Annotated in this window: 20 protein-coding genes; 1 reads left to right on the forward strand and 19 read right to left on the reverse strand. The window is 49.7% G+C overall.

Annotated elements, in window-relative coordinates; all coding sequences use genetic code 11:
• Positions 1-36 precede the first annotated feature (36 nt).
• Positions 37-492, forward strand: a complete 456-nt coding sequence (locus tag H569_RS18815; protein ID WP_051273086.1) for a nucleotidyltransferase family protein — start codon at positions 37-39, stop codon at positions 490-492.
• On the opposite strand, the gene H569_RS0100495 is transcribed toward H569_RS18815, so the two are convergent.
• The 19 genes from H569_RS0100495 to H569_RS23780 form a co-directional block, all read right to left on the reverse strand.
• Positions 446-1,426: an Rpn family recombination-promoting nuclease/putative transposase gene (locus tag H569_RS0100495; protein WP_027363340.1), complete on the reverse strand. Its 981-nt coding sequence runs from the start codon at positions 1,424-1,426 to the stop codon at positions 446-448. The two genes, H569_RS18815 and H569_RS0100495, sit on opposite strands and share 47 nt — an antisense overlap.
• A gap of 163 nt (positions 1,427-1,589) precedes the next feature.
• Positions 1,590-1,940 carry a phage integrase N-terminal SAM-like domain-containing protein gene (locus H569_RS0100500; RefSeq protein WP_081410819.1) on the reverse strand — a complete coding sequence of 117 codons (351 nt, stop codon included), beginning with the start codon at positions 1,938-1,940 and terminating at the stop codon, positions 1,590-1,592.
• A gap of 396 nt (positions 1,941-2,336) precedes the next feature.
• Positions 2,337-2,690 (reverse strand): YjfB family protein, encoded by a 354-nt coding sequence (locus tag H569_RS0100505; protein ID WP_027363342.1) that lies wholly within the window; start codon positions 2,688-2,690, stop codon positions 2,337-2,339.
• A gap of 164 nt (positions 2,691-2,854) precedes the next feature.
• Positions 2,855-3,004: a hypothetical protein gene (locus H569_RS22380; RefSeq protein WP_157833442.1), complete on the reverse strand. Its 150-nt coding sequence runs from the start codon at positions 3,002-3,004 to the stop codon at positions 2,855-2,857.
• A 197-nt stretch (positions 3,005-3,201) separates the two neighbouring features.
• Positions 3,202-3,693 carry an acylneuraminate cytidylyltransferase family protein gene (locus H569_RS18820; protein ID WP_207637505.1) on the reverse strand — a complete coding sequence of 164 codons (492 nt, stop codon included), beginning with the start codon at positions 3,691-3,693 and terminating at the stop codon, positions 3,202-3,204.
• Positions 3,694-3,726: 33 nt separating this feature from the next.
• Positions 3,727-3,900, reverse strand: coding sequence for a cytidylyltransferase domain-containing protein (locus tag H569_RS22855; RefSeq protein WP_207637506.1), 174 nt, complete (start codon positions 3,898-3,900; stop codon positions 3,727-3,729).
• On the reverse strand, positions 3,890-4,963 hold the full coding sequence (locus H569_RS0100525) for a nucleotidyltransferase family protein (RefSeq protein WP_027363343.1): 1,074 nt from the start codon (positions 4,961-4,963) through the stop codon (positions 3,890-3,892). Before H569_RS0100525 ends, H569_RS22855 begins: the two co-directional genes overlap by 11 nt.
• Positions 4,960-5,595 carry an acetyltransferase gene (locus H569_RS0100530; RefSeq protein WP_027363344.1) on the reverse strand — a complete coding sequence of 212 codons (636 nt, stop codon included), beginning with the start codon at positions 5,593-5,595 and terminating at the stop codon, positions 4,960-4,962. The genes H569_RS0100525 and H569_RS0100530 overlap by 4 nt, the downstream gene beginning before the upstream one ends.
• Positions 5,592-6,683: an N-acetylneuraminate synthase gene (gene neuB / locus H569_RS0100535; RefSeq protein WP_034629036.1), complete on the reverse strand. Its 1,092-nt coding sequence runs from the start codon at positions 6,681-6,683 to the stop codon at positions 5,592-5,594. Before neuB ends, H569_RS0100530 begins: the two co-directional genes overlap by 4 nt.
• Positions 6,670-7,839 carry a UDP-N-acetylglucosamine 2-epimerase gene (gene neuC / locus H569_RS0100540; RefSeq protein WP_034629038.1) on the reverse strand — a complete coding sequence of 390 codons (1,170 nt, stop codon included), beginning with the start codon at positions 7,837-7,839 and terminating at the stop codon, positions 6,670-6,672. The genes neuB and neuC overlap by 14 nt, the downstream gene beginning before the upstream one ends.
• A 36-nt stretch (positions 7,840-7,875) precedes the next feature.
• On the reverse strand, positions 7,876-9,042 hold the full coding sequence (locus H569_RS0100545; RefSeq protein ID WP_027363347.1) for a LegC family aminotransferase: 1,167 nt from the start codon (positions 9,040-9,042) through the stop codon (positions 7,876-7,878).
• 14 nt (positions 9,043-9,056) lie between these two features.
• Positions 9,057-10,070 carry an NAD-dependent 4,6-dehydratase LegB gene (locus H569_RS0100550; protein ID WP_027363348.1) on the reverse strand — a complete coding sequence of 338 codons (1,014 nt, stop codon included), beginning with the start codon at positions 10,068-10,070 and terminating at the stop codon, positions 9,057-9,059.
• A gap of 5 nt (positions 10,071-10,075) precedes the next feature.
• On the reverse strand, positions 10,076-10,885 hold the full coding sequence (locus H569_RS0100555; protein WP_027363349.1) for an SDR family oxidoreductase: 810 nt from the start codon (positions 10,883-10,885) through the stop codon (positions 10,076-10,078).
• Between the two features lie 19 nt (positions 10,886-10,904).
• On the reverse strand, positions 10,905-12,221 hold the full coding sequence (locus H569_RS0100560; RefSeq protein WP_034629040.1) for a glutamate-1-semialdehyde 2,1-aminomutase: 1,317 nt from the start codon (positions 12,219-12,221) through the stop codon (positions 10,905-10,907).
• A gap of 12 nt (positions 12,222-12,233) precedes the next feature.
• Positions 12,234-13,214 carry a Gfo/Idh/MocA family protein gene (locus H569_RS18825; protein ID WP_034629043.1) on the reverse strand — a complete coding sequence of 327 codons (981 nt, stop codon included), beginning with the start codon at positions 13,212-13,214 and terminating at the stop codon, positions 12,234-12,236.
• Entirely contained in the window at positions 13,211-13,984 is a 774-nt protein-coding gene (locus tag H569_RS0100570) for a cytidylyltransferase domain-containing protein (protein ID WP_027363351.1), read from the reverse strand. Before H569_RS0100570 ends, H569_RS18825 begins: the two co-directional genes overlap by 4 nt.
• Before the next feature lie 5 nt (positions 13,985-13,989).
• Positions 13,990-15,774: a motility associated factor glycosyltransferase family protein gene (locus H569_RS0100575; RefSeq protein WP_027363352.1), complete on the reverse strand. Its 1,785-nt coding sequence runs from the start codon at positions 15,772-15,774 to the stop codon at positions 13,990-13,992.
• Entirely contained in the window at positions 15,750-16,049 is a 300-nt protein-coding gene (locus H569_RS0100580; protein WP_027363353.1) for a hypothetical protein, read from the reverse strand. The genes H569_RS0100575 and H569_RS0100580 overlap by 25 nt, the downstream gene beginning before the upstream one ends.
• Positions 16,050-16,111: 62 nt before the next feature.
• On the reverse strand, positions 16,112-17,251 hold the full coding sequence (locus tag H569_RS23780) for a flagellin N-terminal helical domain-containing protein (RefSeq protein ID WP_027363354.1): 1,140 nt from the start codon (positions 17,249-17,251) through the stop codon (positions 16,112-16,114).
• Between the last annotated feature and the right edge of the window lie 85 nt (positions 17,252-17,336).

A 17,336-nucleotide genomic window follows, 5' to 3' on the forward strand; every position in this document is an offset into this window, starting at 1 on the left:
TAATTCAAGCCTGACCCCGCCAGAAAAGATAGTAGTATGATGCAGTGTGATTTTGACAAATATCTGACCGGGCACTTAAAGCAGATTGCCCGGGAAGAAGAGGATTTGCGCCGTATTACCAAGATGGCTTTGGAAAAGGCATGTGAAATAGCCTCTAATCTGGCAGTAAAATACAATGTTAACAGGATATATCTTTTTGGCTCACTGGCCCGGGGTGACTTTCAGCTGTCCTCTGACATTGACTTGGCCGTGGAAGGGGTCTCCGAAGAACTTTACTTAAAAGCATACGGCCTGGCCGAGAGTATTGCTGCACCTTTCAAAGTAGATTTGGTACTGCTGGAAGGCGCCAAAACGTCATTAAGGAAATGTGTCTTAAGGGAGGGAAAGCTGCTTTATGACTTCCAGGGAAAAAAAATAATCAGGCTGAAAAAACTGTTGGCTGATATTAATTTTGGTGCCTGGCACTGCACTCTGTTGCGCCCCGAACTATAATTGTTGCCTCATTTATACTATTGGCGGTGTAGATTTTATTAATAATTTCATCCAGAATTATCACATCCTTAATTTCCTTAACCAGCGCCTGTAAATCCCGGGATGCTTCGGAAAATCTAGCATCAAGGTACTTACAAATGGATGTCTGAGCCATTTCTACTTTACCTTTTTCCAACCCTTTTTCTAAACCTTTTTCCAAACCTTCGGCCAAACCTTCTGCTTTGGCACCGGCCACCATCGAAATTTCATCCCTAACAGCCTTTTCCCTAAGCTCATACAATCTTCGTTCTTTTTGGTTCTTATAGAACATCTGTTCGATGGACATAGCCTTACGAATACCGGGGTTTCCCATCGCAATTTCCTCCATTTCTTCCCCCTGCAGGTTATTGAAGTAAAGCAACCATTCTTCCAGTGTATTTTGGGGTCTGCGCCGTAGTCTTTTTATTTTATCCAACTCAAGAAAATGAATCTCAAGGTCATCGTTTAATAATTCGCCAGTTTCGTCTTCTCTAATATGGAAGGTATGGTGGTATTTATTTTTTCCACTTAACCAATTGTAGCCAAGGATGTTTATTGTTATTGTTTTCCTGAGGTAGATGAAATTCTGTCCGCTGGTCAGTTGCCCGTGATAAAGTCCAGCCCAATAGAATATTGTGCGCTTGTCGATGTTATATTTGTTTACTATTTGAACTTCCACATTGACCAGTGTACCGGTGGCTGTTCTGGCTAGAATATCAAGGCGAGCAGCTTTATCCAGGAGATATTTAGGGTCTAATTCCCGATCCAATAGTTCGACTGAGGTTAGTTCCTGACCCGTTGATGGTTTCAGTACGGCGTTTAAAAAACTGATTAGCGCATCTTTACCTTCTTCCGATCCGAGTATTCTTTTAAAGGCGTAATCGTTGATCCGGTTAATAGCCTTAAATTCCGGCAACTCATCACTCCTTTCCAATTGCTCGCTTGTTACTATTGCCAACATTATACCAGATTCTAATTCATTTCTTAATATCCAACTTTCGTGATAGTAATAGGCTAATAAGAAGCATTGTTGTTATAATGATTTAATAAATTTTACCAACAGAAGAATGATGCGATTGTCAAGAAAGAAGGTTTTGAGAATGGCGCCAGGCCAGGCCCAAAACCGACCCGAGCAATGAAATCTGAAATAAGTTAATAAGTTTGGTGCCTGGCACCACCACCCTTGTTTCTTTCAGGAAGTGCTCAAAGCAGCTCAGACTGTTGACAGCTTTATTGATCGTGGACGGTTTGAAGCCCAGGCGGACCAGCTCCGAGAAGAATGCCGTGGCGTCTGCCCGGCCAATTTCGGCAATTCTTTTGGGACCATTTCCGTTGAGGTGGCGAAAGAATTTCTCAACATCCCCGGTGTAGGATTCCACCGTCCTTGGTGACTTGCCGTCGTCCTCAAGGGAACATCTGAAGCCTTGCAGTACTTTGTTTTGCTATTCTGTGAACGTAACTTTTCCCTTCATTTCTCAATCATCTCCTTGGGGGGGTTTTTTGTTTTGAAATTGCAAAAAAGGCCAGCCCGACCTGTTCGTTGGTCAAGCTGGCCGCGGTGGCTAATTCGCTGCCAAATTTGAATTAGGCAGTCAGTTTCATTTAGGGATTGGTGACGTCTCATCTTGATTTTCCTGAATATTCTGTTCCTTTAGGTTCTGGTCCAGTTTTTTGCAGCGAATCGCCTGGATTTTTGCAGTGAGCAGCCGATGTTTTTTTTTGCGGAGCTGGCAGCCGGTTTTTTCTCCTGGGCTTTCAGGGCAAAAATTTGCGACCTGTAAAAAGCATCGTTTACCCGGTCTCTCCCAGGCCCCGCCGCCCTCGCGCTACGAGGCGACGAACGGCCGCAGGCACCTCTCCAGCTCTTCCCGCCAGCGCCGGTAGCCCAGGACGAGCACGAACTGCGCGTACTCCAGGGACTTGCCCGCGCTGCCGCCCTCATGGGCCGACACCACCAGGCCGAAAGCCCCGCGCAGTTTGCCGGTCAGTTCGGGGAGCCGGTTCTCCGGCAGGCCCGGCAGCAACGGCCGCAGCCATCCCCTCCGCCTTCTTGTCCAGCATCTGCTCCACCTGGTCGCCGTCTGCTCCGCTGCGTCCATGACTATCTTCATCACGGCCAGGCTCACCTGCTGTTGCAGCTGCCCGAGGATCTTCGCCATCGGCAGCGCCGCCATGTCCAATCGTGGCACCCCCGTTTCGGAATTCAGTTCGCCGGCTTGTTGTGGAAATCCCAGTAGTCCAGAAAGCCACGGAGGGCCAATCCGGCGATTTCCGCCTGACCGTCCAGGTCATCTTCCTCCATGCAGGCCAGCATCCGGTTCATGCAGCGGTTTAGGCCTTTGATCTAGTGGCCGAAGATGTAGTCTTTGTTCTGCCGGAGGAATTCGTCAAAAAGCACTGTGAAGCGGGCGATTTCCCGCATAACGGCTGGGTGGTCGCCCGCGTCTGCGCAAACGGCAATATTGCCGATCACTTCTCTCAACCGGTTAATCAAGGCAAACACCGCCTTACTTGCCGGATTCCATATTTATCTACATTGAGATTACATCTTTGTTGCATGTCCCATTGTTAACTGGGTTGAGGCTGTTGGCCAAAATACCGTCAGCATGGATTGTTCGGTTCTGGAACCCAGGCCCATCCTGAGCAGGGTTGCCGCTCATACCCTGGTATTACGAGTATGTCTAGGCAAAGTCACCTAACTGACAGTTGTTTTAGCATACATTCGCACAATTGTAAATCAATCTCGGTATACACGTCCAGAGAATGCTCGGGGGGCATGATAAAGGCCGTTGTTTCATCGCTCAAAAAAGTGCGCTTTTCCAAAAGCCAGCCGCAACGGGCAACATAGACGGCGCCGTTTAGCGCATATACCGGCGGCAATTCCTGGCGGCGGTCCGGTATTTCGTCCTGGACAAACAGCGGGCGCAAAAAGCCTTCCGGCGACAGACGATACATCCAGTAAGGGTTATCCGCGGGCTCGGTTACCGAAACACAGGCGGGAGATCCCCTTTCAATGCACATGTCGATACAGCCGTCAATGTCCTCCACCAAGCGCAGAGGGGAGGTGGGCTGCAGCAAGACAACATGATCGTACCTCTTCGGCAGTATCTGCAGAGCATGCAGTACCGGTTCTATGCCCGGCGTGTCATCCTGCGCCAGTCCGGCCGGGCGAACAAAGGGCACCTCGCAGCCCAGAGAAAGAGCTACGGAGATAATTTACCTGTCTTCGGAAGAAAGGATTAAGCGGTCTATATAGCGCGATTTTTTCGCCTCGGCCACCGTCCAGGCCAAAAGCGGCCTGCCGGCCAGCATACGAATATTTTTGCGCGGTACGCCTTTGGAACCGCCGCGGGCTGGAGTTATTGCCAAAAAAGACTTATCACCGTACACCGGCGATTCCCCCCGCACCAAAAATAGCCTCATATTCGCCGTTTGCCCGTTCGTAGTCGCTCAGCCGGCCAATGTCCAGCCAGTATTCGCGCACGGGAAACACGGCAGTTTCCCGTCCATGTTTTACCAGGTGGGTAAATAGGTCGGGCATATCGTAACAGGCTGCGCGCGGGATTAGTTCCAGAACAGAAGGTTGTAGAACATATATACCGGCGTTGACAAAAAAGCGCTGCACCGGCTTTTCATCAATGCCAAGCAGGCGGTGCCCGTCTATTTTCACCACGCCGTAAGGTACTTGCAAATCAAACTCGCGCACACACATAGTAGCCAGCACCCGGCTGTCCAGGTGAAATTGCAAAAGCTGGTCAAAGTTGACCCTGGTGAGCAGGTCACCGTTCATTACCAAAAGCGGCAGGTCGGTTTTTTCCGGCAAAAGGCTTAAGGGTCCGGCCGTTCCAAGGAGCTTTTCTTCTTCTAAATATTCAATGCGGACACTCCAGCGGCTGCCGTCACCGAAATATTTTTTGATCATATCGGCTTTATAGTTAACTGAAATATAAAAGCGTTCAAATCCATATTCAATGAAGTTATGTAAAATGGTCTCCAAAATGGGCCGGCTACCCACCCGCAAAAGGGGCTTGGGGCATTCCTGAGTAAGAGGCCGCAAGCGGCTGCCCAAACCGCCAGCCATCAGCACCACCAGGTTGTCCTTACGCCCGCCTTTGAGCAATTTTTCCAGTATTTCTATGCCTACCACCCGGCCGGTCTCGTCCAGCACCGGTATCTGGCGCAGGTTTTTGGCCTTCATAACTGCCAGAATCTCCCGGCGGTCCTCATTGACCAGGACCACAGTGGGCGCGGGGTTCATGGCCCCGGCCACCGGTTCGGTAAGAGACAGTCCTTTTAATATGGCCCGACGGATATCCCCGTCGGTCACTGTGCCCAGCAGCCGGCCGTCGCTATCCACCACCAGGGCTATTTGTAAAGCAACGGAATCAATAACTTGAATCGTTTCCAGAATTGATGTACTGGGAGAAACTAAAACCTCGCGCCAGTTTTTCATTTTTGCACCACCCTTGCCGGTACCCCCACTACTGTGACATTATCAGGCACATCCCGCACCACAACAGCTCCCGCTGCCACAATACTGTTATTGCCAATAGAAATTCCCTGGATAACCGTGGCACCGGCACCAATATACGCTTTATTACCTATTTTTACTCCGCCTGCCAGAATTGCCCCAGGCGCAATGTGCACATGCCTGCCAATAATACAATCATGGTCAATTGAGGCGCGTGTATTAATAACGGAATTTTCACCAATCCGGCAACCAACCTGAACTACCGCACCGGCCATTACTTGCACTCCTTCAGCCATATGCACCATTTGCGACAATACAGCAGAAGGATGTACTAACACTTCAAAATAGTAACCTTTTTCTTTAAAAAAATCATAAATTTGCGCACGTTTTCCTGCCGTTCCCGCAAAACCCAAACCATTCACCAACATTATTTCATTTGCAGAGTAGTCTAAAATAACATCGTCTTCACCAATTACTGGCACACTAAACAAGACTGCAGGTTTTTCTTTCTCGGTAACTCCAATAACCGGAATACCGCATAGCAACAAAACATCAAGCAGGACTCTGGCATGGCCACCGCCGCCTATTAATATTACCGGTAATTTTTTATTCATATCTGCTCATCGGGCAGGTAGTTCTTAACCGCCCTCTTTCCCAAGCAATCCCAATATAACATGGGCGACGCACCTGTGCCCGGCCTTTTAACTGCCAGATTGGCTAAAGTAAATTGTTCACCCTTATTTATTGCCCTACTGGCCACCAGGCTGCGGCGGGCCACCAGCATATTTTTTATTTCTGACGGGGCAGGCGCTTTGATCCCATTGCCCAGAGCCTGCTCCACCTGGCGGACGGCCTGCACCATCTGTTTCAACTCATCCGGTTCCAAAGAGGCGCGGTGATCCGGTCCCGGCAGCTTGCGGTCCAGGGTAAAGTGCTTTTCGATGACCGTTGCCCCGCGGGCGACAGCAGCAACGGGCACGGCTATGCCGGGCGTGTGATCGGAATACCCCATCGGCAGGCCAAAAGCAGCGCGCAAAGTGTCCATGGCCCGCAGGTTGACATCGGTAAAATGGGCCGGGTACTCCGTGGTGCAGTGTAAAAGCGTAACTTTTTGCTGCAATGCCTGTTGTCCCTCCGCTGAAGCGTAAGCTGCCTGAAATGCCGCCAGGGAAGGTTCTTCCTCCGGCCTGGTATAACCGAAGGCCAGCACGCTCAAAGCCGTTTCCACTTCGCCCAGGGCGCTCATGCCGGTGGACAGCAATACCGGCTTGCCGGTACGGGCAATGTGCAGCAAAAGCGGCCCGTTGGTAATTTCCCCGGAAGGTATTTTAAGAAGAGGAAGGTCAAAACGGCAAGACAGCAGGTCAACGCTTTCTTGATCAAAAGGGGTGGACAAAAACTGGATGCCTTTTTGACGGCAGTATCCCACCAGTTCGGCATGTTGTTCAGCAGAAAGCTCCAGCTTGCGCACCATCTCCAGCTGGGATTCGCCCGCACCGGTAGTGCGGCACTGGTATTCCGCTTTGGGAGCAAAACAGCTGACCACTTTTTCGGCCTGGAAGGTCTGAAATTTCACCGCATCCGCCCCGGCCGCAACGGCCACATCCACCAGCTGTTTGGCCAGTTTTAGTGAGCCGTTGTGGTTCACCCCGGCTTCGGCAATGATAAATGTATTCTGCCTGCTCACCCTAAAACACCTCATAGAAGCACTTTTTAAGCAAGGAACGGTAGCAAGAAAAGCTTTTTAATACATTGACTATCTGCCGGGAACTATCTCCTGTACCATAAGGATTAATCACATTTGAACAATCCAGGGCAAAAGCCTGTAAAATGGCCTCTTTTATATCCTCCGCCCGTGGCTGGCAGTTAATTACAGAAGAAGCCATCAGGCGGCCTTTTTGTCTGTCACCAATATTCACTGTAGGCTTATTAAATGAAGGCACCTCGTAGATTCCACTGGAGGAATTGCCTACAACTGCGTCCACATAACGAATAGCACTTAAATAAGCCACTTGTCCTAAAGAAGTGTGTAAAACTGCATTAGCACAACCGGCCACAAATTCACTGATTAAACCGTTTAATGCTCTACCTGCCGGGTCGGCGTTAGAGCCGGTGAAAACAAAGCCTATATTACCTGCCATTTCGCCCGACAATCCCTCTAAAGCTGCAAAAAGCTCCTGCAATTGCTGCTCGGAAGGAATTTCTTCCAGTGTTACCGGGTGAAAGGTAATAAGCAAATTTTTGCTTCTTAATTTAAAGCTCAACTTATCTTCCAGTTGATTTTTATCCAATAATGGTAGCCGCTTTATATTGTCAATGGCCGGGCTCCCTACATTGTTTATGCAAGCCGGGTTTTCTCCCATTTGCCGCACTCTTTGGGCCGCCAGTTCATTAGTAACAAAGTGCAGGTGTGACATTTTAGTTATACTGTGCCTGATGGCATCATCAAAGGCCCCTTCTGTTACGTCCCCACCCGCTATATGCGCCACAGGCACTCTGGCCACCAGTGCCGCCTGGGCGGCGGCAAGAATTTCAAAGCGGTCACCCAGCAGGACTAAAATGTCGGGCTTGAGCCTGTCCAGGGCGTCGGCAAAGCCGATGGTAGCCAGTCCAATGGATTTGGCAATGCCCACCGGCGTATCGCTGGAAAGCAGCATTTCTATTTTATCGTTAATTACAAAGCCGTCTTCTCCAATCACTTTATATGTGAGGCCAAACTCGGGAGATAAATGCATACCGGTAGCAATAATTTGCAGTTCCAGTTCCGGGTCGGCCTGGATTTCTTTCATCAACCAGTAGAGCAGGCCGTATTCGGCTCTGGTGCCGGTAACCACACAAATTTTGCGCTTTTTTGCCACAGGTGTCACCGCTTCCCAAATTATATAGAACAGGCTCTATACCAGTACAGCACTGCTGGGTATGTTAATTACCCGCCTCGCCAGGCTCTGCGCCACGACAAGTTCCATAGCCGGACAGTCTCCGTACATGGGCAGTTCCGGCATCAGCCGCCATGCCGGCCTGGTCTGGATGCCCCAGCGGTTGGATTCCTCCAGGAGCATGTCCCGCAAACCGGCACGGGCTTCGTCCAGCAGCAGGGCGTTGAGCCAGTAGTTGCTGCGGGCAAAGGGTGGTTCGGTAAAGAAGCTGACTCCCCGCAGCCCGGCAAAGGCTCTGCTGTATCTTTCGGCCAGCTCGCGTTTTTTATTTATGAACTCCGGCAGCTTTTCCAGCTGAGCGCAGCCCAGGGCGGCGTTAATGTTGGGCAGGCGGTAGTTGTAGCCCAACCGGTCATGGACAAACTCCCAAAGGTGGGGCAGCTTGGCCGTTGTGGTTATATGTTTGGCCAGGCAGGCCAGTCCGGCATCGCCGGTGAGAACGGCCCCGCCCCCGCCGGTGGTGATGATTTTATTGCCATTAAAACTTAAAGCAGCCAATCTGCCAAAGTTACCCACATGCCGTCCCTTGTAAAGGGTGCCCAAAGCTTCGGCAGCGTCCTCCACCAGCACCAGGCGGTAGAACCGGCAGATTTCCAGCAGCGCATCCAGGTCCACGGGGTGGCCGAAGGTGTGTACGGGCAGCAGCACAGATATACGCCGGCCGGTGATACGGTTATAGCAGTTGCCGTCTCTTAATTCGGCTATATCCTGCAGATAATCAGCCAGTTTACTCGGGTCCACACCCAGGGTATCGGGCGCGCTATCCACAAAATGGGGCACGCCGCCGCAGTAGCTGACGGCGTTGGCCGTCGCCACAAAGGTAAGGGCGGGCAGCAACACTTCATCGCCCGGCTTCACGCCGGCAAGGAGCAGGCAGGTGTGCAGGGCAGCCGTACCGTTGACCGTGGCCACGGCGTAAGCTGCGCCGGTGAATTCGGCCAGCATTTGTTCGAATTTGGTTACATAGCTGCCCAAGGAGGAGACCCAGCCGCTGTCCAGGCAGCCTTTGAGGTAGGCCCATTCATTGCCAGCAAAGCAGGGCTCGTGCAAGCCAATTTGCTTTTTGGCCGGCAGGACAGATTTTATGGCGCTAACAATTTGATCAAGCAGTCTGTTGCTGTCCATTGTCCACCAGATTCCTAAATATTATACAATTCCACCTTATAGCGGAGCAAGTTGGCAGGATCGGTAAACCAGCGGATGGTCTCCGCCAGCCCCCTAGCCAGACCTTCCCAACCGGCGTAAAGCGGCTGCCAGCCCAAAAGCCGCCGGGCCTTGCTATTATCTGCACAGAGGCGCTCCACTTCACTTTTAAACGGGCGCAGGCGGACTTCATCGGTGACGATCTCCAGGTCGTCCACACCCATCAGTTCGGCAATCAGGCGGGCGGTTTCAGCAATAGATATTTCAAACCCGCTGCCGATGTTAATTACCTCGCCGGCGCAGCCCGCCGCTTCCAGGGCGGCGATAAAACCGTTCACCGTATCCTTGATATAGTTAAAATCTCGCGTGGGATGGAGCGATCCCAGTTTTATACGGCGCAGCCCGGCCGCCAGCTGGGTGATGATGGTGGGAATGACCGCGCGGGCCGACTGCCGGGTACCGTAAGTGTTAAAAGGTCGAATAATTGTCACCGGCAGGCCGAAAGATAAATAAAAGGACAAAGCCAACTGGTCGGCGGCTATTTTGGTGGCAGCATAGGGCGACTGGGCTTGCAAGGGGTGCTCTTCATTAATAGGAATAAAACGGGCAGTGCCGTAGACTTCGCTGGTGGAGGTGTGGATAACCCTTTCTACCTCCAACTCCCGCGCCGCCTGCAGGACGTTAAGAGTACCTTTGATATTGGTATCCACATAAGTGTCCGGTGAATGGTAAGAATAAGGAATGGCAATCAGCGCGGCCAGGTGCAAGACGGCCCGGCAGCCCTGCAAAGCTTTTTTGACACCATGCGGGTCGCGAATATCGCCAGAAAAAACCTCCACCTGGCGCAGCACCTCAGGAGATATAGCGTCCAGCCAACCCCAGGAATTAAAAGAATTATAATAAATAAAAGCCCGCACATTGTAGCCCCAGCAAACCAATGCTTCTACCAGGTGGGAACCAATAAAACCATCGGCCCCGGTGACCAATATTTTTTTATTCTCCAAAGTAATACACCTCACCAGATCGTCCAGCCACCATCTACAATGATATTTTGGCCCGTCATATAGCTTGAGGCGGGCGAAGCCAAAAAAATCACGGCGCCGGTAATCTCATGCCTGTGGGCCATGCGGCCCAAGGGGACTCTTGCGCTGTAATTTTCTAAGAAGGTTTTATTTTGACCGCTGTAAACTCCCCCCGGAGTAATACAATTAACCCTGATGCCGTCTGCAGCAAAATAAGCAGCCAAGTAGCGGGTCATCTGAACAATGGCCCCTTTAGTTGCGGAATAAGCCAGTGGAGTGTTGATCTGGTTGCCCCGGTATTCTGCCCCCCGGTAAATGCGCTGGTCTGGCGCTACCACTCCGTAAATGGAGGAAACATTGATAATATTGCCCTGCTTACGCTTTTTCATATGAGGTGAAATGTATTTAACCATTAAGAACACGGCCGTCATATTTACGTCAAGAACTTTTTGCCAGGTAGAGAGAGGATAATCGCAGAGTGAAGCAAAAAAACCGGGGGGCTGCACGGCGGCATTATTGATTAAAATGTCAACAGAGGAGAAGTCATTCAGCAAATCCTCCGCCAGCTTGTTAACCTGGTCTTCCTGTGTGATATCACAACAATAGCCTTTAGCCTTAATATTAAATTCGCTGGCAAGTTCCTGGGCTGAGTTTTGACACTTATCCTTATCAATATCCACCAGGGCAATATTGGCGCCGTAACTGGCCACGCCCCCGGCAAATTCAGAGCCCAGCATGCCTGCTCCACCGGTAATCACCGCAGTACAGTTCCTTAAATTAAAGATGTTTTTATAATCACCCATTGGAATCACCTGAAAAGTTTTAGTTATACTTTCTAAATACCGGCTTAACCGGTCTACCTGTCAGATACTTGTTCAGACCGTCCGATAAAGATTTTTTATAAACTATCAAAGCTTTTTCCACGGCTGCCAGAGTAGCAGAAAGTTCGCATTCGCCGTGAGCATAAGATACCGCGATATATGGCATCAACACCCCTCCGGCAATTGTCTCCTGCAGGAAAAGTGTCCTGAACGGCAGGGACGCATTACCTTCCTGATCCTTAAATTCCAGCACAGGACTGCAGGGATAGCCGTATGCCCGGATATATTGACTGAGATTCATAGAAGCGGCTATGTCATTTATGCCGTCAATCAGTTTTTGGCCGATGCCGGCAATGTATAGTGGCACATCATTCTTCTTTAATTCATTAATGGTAGCTATACCTGCCGCCAAAGCGTGGGTTTCTGCCCCGTTGGTGGCGGAGAGCAAAAATACCTTTGGTTTATCATGATGGATGCCCCCCAACTCCATTATTTCTCTTTTTCCTGCAAGTACCGCCAGTGAAAAGCCGTTGGCAATGGCCTTTCCGAAAGTGGCCAAATCGGGTTTGACATTAAAAAGTTTTTGGGCACCCTGGATATCCATGCGGAAACCTGTGATCATCTCATCCAGGATCATGACGGTACCGTTTTGGTCGCACAGTTGCCTTACCCGTTGAAGAAAGTTTTCCCTGGGGGGGGCGGCCTGGACAGGTTCCATGATTACAGCGGCGATTTGTCCGGGGTAGCTGTCAAAAAGTTCTTCAAGGCTGGCAATGTTGTTATAGCTGAATTTTAGGGTTAGCTGCTTAATCTCCTCCGGGATGCCGGCATCCACCGGTGTGCTGCCAATAAACCAGTCATAAAAGCTGAAAAAGGGATGCTCCCGGCAAATGGCAATATATTTTCTACCGGTGTAGGCGCGTGCCAGCCTGACGGCAGCAGCGGTTACGTCCGAGCCGTTCTTGGCGTATTTCACCATCTGGGCGCTGGGAATGGTGTCCACCAGTATTTCGGCCAGTTCAACTTCAATAGGAGATGGCCGGGTAAAGTTTGAGCCCAATTCCAGTTGTTCTCGGACCATACTCAAAACCGGCTCGTAGGCATGACCTAGAATAACTGAACGCAGCCCCATACCCCAGTCGATATACTGGTTGCCGTCAAGGTCCCACACGTAAGCGCCCTTGCCGCGGACAATGAAGCCCGGAGAGAGTTCCGGAAACTGGTCGTCAGCTTTAGAGTAAGTGTGGGCGCCCGCCGGGATCAGTTGGTGGGCCCTTTGCTGCAGCGCTATGGATCTGGAAAAATTGGTTATACGCATATTTTTTCTCCCTTAACAACCGGCTTCCATTTGCTCAAGCCATTTTAAGACCTGGTAATCCCGATCAAGTGTATTGGGAAAAGGGCTTTTATTCTCGAGTGCATCTAAAAAAGCCCGCAGTTCTTTAATGTACATCTCTTCAGTAATTTTGAGATTATATCCTTTCGCCGCCTCCAAAGCATAATAAGGTATTATTTTCCATTTTTTTTCTGAGGCCAGGTACAATTTAAGGCAGTCTTCATTCCAGTTCCATTCCAGGGTGACCATGTCACCCACCAGGCGGAAAGACCGCACCGCGTCCCTGGTCACTACATCCACCAGCAAGTGTCCCAGCAATCCTGAATTAAATCTTACCAGGCACTGATAAACATCGTCAATATCGGCGTTAATATGTGAGAGGTGTCCTTTATATCCTTTTATGTCAGCTATGCTTCCGAAAATATGGGTTAACCAGGTCAGTTCAAAGGGAACAATCTCCCGGCAACCGCTTGTCTCCCGCTTTGAGACATAAAAATCGCCGATATCTTCCCAGGGGTGCCAGTCCGGCAGGTACTGGCCGCTGTGGTAGGTGAAAGAGCAGAGGTTGCCCAACTGACCGCTTACGACTATCTCATAGATTTTTTCCACAGCCGGGTGAAACAACATGGTACAGGATGGTGCTGCTAAAGTATTATTATTTTTAACCAGCTTAATTAAGTCGTTCATTCCTTTCGAAATCACACTGGCTTCAATGAAAAAAGGGATATTATTTCGCGCACACGGCATGGCGTATTTGATATGCTGGTCAGGGGGCGTGGAGATGATCACCGCATCCATCCGTGGGAGTACCTGGGACCAATCGTCACACGCGTGTACCGAAAAGAGAGCTTTGGCCTCGCGGCGGCGTTCAGCTTTAATATCGTAGCCGTATATACTGTATGCGGCATTGATGTACTGCAGGTTTCTGATTCTGCGTTTACCCATAGAGCCCAGCCCAATTACAAGTATGTTCATAATGTAACTTCTCCCTTGAGTTTAATTGAACTGTACTTTTCTTTAAAGTTTTGCCAGTATATCTCTTCCAGGTGAGAGTTGATCTGAATAATTTCAGGAAATTCCAGGCAGATTTTTATAATATCTTCAATTAAGATATCTCTAACTGGTTTATTTATCTTATCGACTAAAACTTGCACAAGCTTAATATCTTCAGGGTAATCAATGGTCAGCCTTAATCCTGGGCTATACCTTTCTGGTTTATTTTTTACATTGCCCAGCTTAAAACCGGGTACCTGCTCGAAGTATCTGCCGAATCCTTCAGTCTGCAGATCATCCTTAAGCCGGCATATTTTTTCCATGGCTTTTACCTTTATGCCGTAAGCGTAGGTTCCAATTACAAAGCCGTTCGGTTTAATGTAATCAGAGCCTGTCTGAATAAAATAATCAAGCAGCTTTTTGTAACAGTAATGATCAGAAAATAAATCGTCACCATCAGCCGTGACGTAGAAATCTAATTCATACTGTCTTGCGGCATCCAGTTGCCTCTGCATGATATCGGTAGGGTGGCCGTAATAAATACCTATCCCGTACCTGTCTGCTACCTCACCGAAAGCCTTGTCTTCCGGCCGGCCGGTGGTAGCGATAACCACCTGGTGGTATCCCTTTATTTGTTTAACCCTTTCTATAAGGTGGCAGATCAGGGGCTTGCCCTGAATCTCGTGCCAGGCCTTGCTGGGCAGGCGGGTGGAAGCCGAGCGGACGGTAATAATTATACCATAACCAGACATAGTGTTTAACTCTCCGTATGGCTTGATGTTGTTAGTAAATCTTTAATCACATCTTCTATATTTTCTTTAATTTTATCTAAAACCAGCTGGCACATATAAATAAAATTCATCCTTTGCTTTTTATCCGCCAGGTACAGCTTAACACCATTTATTTTAAAACTGTGCACTATCTGCCAGATCTTATTGACAATCAGTTTGCCTTCCCGGTCATATAAAATATCTTCTGCCAACTGCAATGTTTCCTTTTCGTTTTTACCTTTACGGCAGCTTTTCAGTCGGTTCTCAAACCTGGTTATTTCGGCCAAGAGTTTATCAGCCAAGACCATGCTGTCTTTTGGTTCTGGAGATATAGTCTTTATTTGCGACTTCACGTAATCAAGATCAAGCTTTTGTGCTCTTTTTTTAAACTGTACGGCCAGTTCGCCTAGATTTTTGTATGGCGCTCCTTCAATTACTGCGCCGCGGTAGGCGGCGTTGTAAATACTTACACCCCTTAGGCTCTGTGCCCATTGGGAAATGAAAAACCTGGCGGGACTGTAGTCGTGCGGCGAAAACACTTTTTCTCCGGCATAGTTCAAAACCCATTCTCCGGCATGCAGAGGGTCTCTTTCCATTTTGTGATCTGCCAGCGTATCAGAAGCGTATCGCTGGCCGTCATTCCGGTAGGCATAGTCATTTCCCACCAGAACGATGGGATTACAGCCTAACTTCAAGGCCAGTACGAATAAAAAAGTGGAAACCGAAGCCGCCGCGGATATGGGTTCTCCTGTTTGCCAGCAAGCAGCATAGATGTTGGCCCAGGGGCTGGAGCTGCTGTAGGCCCAGGCCCGGTCGCCCTCAAAATCGCGTAAAATCCAGGGATGTGTGATGATGTCATAGAGAAGTATGGTTTCCCGGTGGAATTCCCGGTAGGCCCGGACATTGATAAGTTCCCAGTTCAGTTCACTGGCATCCACCGTGCCCAAAAAATGAGGGTTAATCCCATGCTTGACCAGAGCGGGGTAAGCAGTTCCCGCCGCAATAAGCAGGGCGGATTTTTCGGTATATATTTGCTTAAGATAATCAATATTTTCCATTAAAGACGGTCCGGCTCCGATAATGACGGCCGGACATCCTGCAAAAAGAGCCGGGCAATTATTCAGCAGCGGGTCTCTTAAGGCAAATTTCAAGTTTGTCAAACTGTTGTTGTACCAGATCTCCGTTGTGCCCAGCACCGTTGTCAGACCCCCGGAAAAACCGGAAATAGACATGCGCACGCCCTGCAACAGGTCTGACCACCCCTCCACAAACTGCTCGAAGGCGGGGTGAACATAAACCTTTATCCCCTTGATCGCCCCGTGACCGTGCAATTCGCTGAAAACCCTAAGTAAAGCAAAGCGGACGTTGTCCCGGTCACCGCCGACCAGCGCCAGAAAGAAGCGGGCAGATGCAAGGTAAGACAAATTCATATTGCGGACGGCTAATTCCCAAACAGAAGCATGCGGTTCCAATACAACAATTTTTGCTCCCGGCCGTTGTTTCAAAAGCTCTTCGACGTGGTAGCCCAGGCCGAAACCAATAAAAATTACCAGGTCCGACTCTTCAATGGAGGGCAATTTATTCTGCCAGTAAACTTCGGCTTCTTTGGCCGGGTAAAAGGTGCTGTGCAGGTGAACCGGCCCCCTGGCCGTGTTAATTGCCAGAGTCGGGAAACCGGCCTGCCCATCAAACAGGGCGGCATTGGGTGCACAGTTTACCGTATCAGGCAGAAAAACTACTTTATTTGCTAATACTTTACTGTTGTCAGGCAATTTAATTCACAACCCCTGAATTTTTGATAAGATGAGAGCACAGCCGGCAGTCCGTATTCCAGCAAGTCAGCCAGCAGGACGGCGTCGTTATTCTGCATGGCAGTCAATATATCCTGCATAACCTTGTTATACCCGGCAAGACATTGCCCGGGTAAGGTTGCTGCTAAGTCGCTTAAATCCTTAATCAGCTTATCCATTAAGTTTCGGTGAAGAAAACCTGAATACCCTTCAACCCGCAAGCAAATAATGATCTCCCGAATGGAATTTTCCAGCATTATTAATCACCTTGTTAATGAAAGACCAGGGGAGAACCCCTGGTCCCTCGGTATTGAAATCTTTAACGGAGCAGTTGCAGTACCCCCTGGGGCTGCTGGTTGGCCTGGGCCAGCATGGCCTGGGCCGCCTGGGTGAGAATGTTCATCTTGGTATACTCCATCATCTCTTTGGCCATGTCGACGTCCCTGATGCGCGATTCTGAGGCGCTGAGGTTTTCCGAAGCGGTGCCCAGGTTGTTGACGGTGTGCTCCAGCCTGTTCTGATAGGCGCCCAGCTTGGAGCGTTCCGCTGATACCATTTCAATGGCCCGGTTCACCTGGGTAACTGCAGCTGTGGCATTGTATGCGTTGTCTACTTTGACGGTGCTTACCCCCAAAGCGGCAGCGCGCATATCGTTAATACCGATACTGATGGTTTGACCGGAGTTGGCGCCGATTTGGGAAGTTACGGCGTCTTTAATGCCAGTAGCCACTGCAGCGGATTTAAACTGGATGGTTACAGTTTCGCCGACCGCAATAGAGGTCAGGTTGGTTAAACTAATGGTGAACCCAGCAACAACAACATTATCTAATGTACCACCAAGGGCAACAGTTAAGCTGGCAGGGTTGCCGATAACAAAATCGGCAGTTCCATAAGTTGCTGTAGCTTGAAGTTTGGTGATGGTAATAGCGCCGTTGAGGCTGAATGCATCGAGAGATACTGACGCATCAATGCTTGCAGTAAATGCTGTTGTGATTTTACTTACGTCAATGCTCCCGTTTACGGTGGAGGTAATCGCTTTTTTGTCACCGTTTAACAGCTTCTGGGTGTTGAATTCGGTGGTGTTGCCGATGCGGTCTATTTCCGAGATCAGCTGATCGATTTCCTTCTGGATCTCGTTGCGGTCCACCGTGGTGTTGGTATCGTTGCCTGCCTGGGCAGCCAGCTCCCGCATGCGCTGCAGGATTGAGTGGGTTTCATTCAGCGCGCCCTCAGCGGTCTGAATCAGGGAAATTGTGTCCTGGGCGTTGCGGGAAGCCTGGTCGAGCCCCCTAATCTGGCCGCGCATTTTTTCGCTGATGGCCAGGCCCGCCGCGTCATCGCCGGCCCGGTTGATGCGCAGGCCAGAGGACAATTTCTCCAGTGATTTGGCGCCGATGGCGTTGTTGTTACTCAACTGACGATACGTGTTAAGCGCCGCAATGTTGTGATTAATGATCATTTACTTAATTCTCCTCCTTGAAAGTTATTTTGCATCCCTGCAATTTTTTCCGGGTGGCCACCCTCGGAATTGTCTTTCCTATTTT

Origin of the sequence: Desulfotruncus alcoholivorax DSM 16058 (assembly GCF_000430885.1) — a bacterium.
Taxonomy (GTDB): Bacteria; Bacillota; Desulfotomaculia; order Desulfotomaculales; family Desulfallaceae; genus Desulfotruncus; species Desulfotruncus alcoholivorax.

Excerpts from the sequence above, each read along its gene's own strand:
- H569_RS0100545 (WP_027363347.1), bottom strand. The coding sequence starts at position 9,042 with ATGGACAGCAACAGACTGCTTGATCAAATTGTTAGCGCCATAAAATCT.
- H569_RS0100555 (WP_027363349.1), bottom strand. The coding sequence starts at position 10,885 with ATGGGTGATTATAAAAACATCTTTAATTTAAGGAACTGTACTGCGGTG.
- H569_RS0100530 (WP_027363344.1), bottom strand. The coding sequence starts at position 5,595 with ATGAATAAAAAATTACCGGTAATATTAATAGGCGGCGGTGGCCATGCC.
- H569_RS0100570 (WP_027363351.1), bottom strand. The coding sequence starts at position 13,984 with ATGTCTGGTTATGGTATAATTATTACCGTCCGCTCGGCTTCCACCCGC.
- neuB (WP_034629036.1), bottom strand. The coding sequence starts at position 6,683 with ATGAGGTGTTTTAGGGTGAGCAGGCAGAATACATTTATCATTGCCGAA.
- H569_RS18815 (WP_051273086.1), top strand. The coding sequence starts at position 37 with ATGATGCAGTGTGATTTTGACAAATATCTGACCGGGCACTTAAAGCAG.
- H569_RS0100580 (WP_027363353.1), bottom strand. The coding sequence starts at position 16,049 with ATGCTGGAAAATTCCATTCGGGAGATCATTATTTGCTTGCGGGTTGAA.
- H569_RS18825 (WP_034629043.1), bottom strand. The coding sequence starts at position 13,214 with ATGAACATACTTGTAATTGGGCTGGGCTCTATGGGTAAACGCAGAATC.
- H569_RS0100525 (WP_027363343.1), bottom strand. The coding sequence starts at position 4,963 with ATGAAAAACTGGCGCGAGGTTTTAGTTTCTCCCAGTACATCAATTCTG.
- H569_RS0100560 (WP_034629040.1), bottom strand. The coding sequence starts at position 12,221 with ATGCGTATAACCAATTTTTCCAGATCCATAGCGCTGCAGCAAAGGGCC.
- H569_RS23780 (WP_027363354.1), bottom strand. The coding sequence starts at position 17,251 with ATGATCATTAATCACAACATTGCGGCGCTTAACACGTATCGTCAGTTG.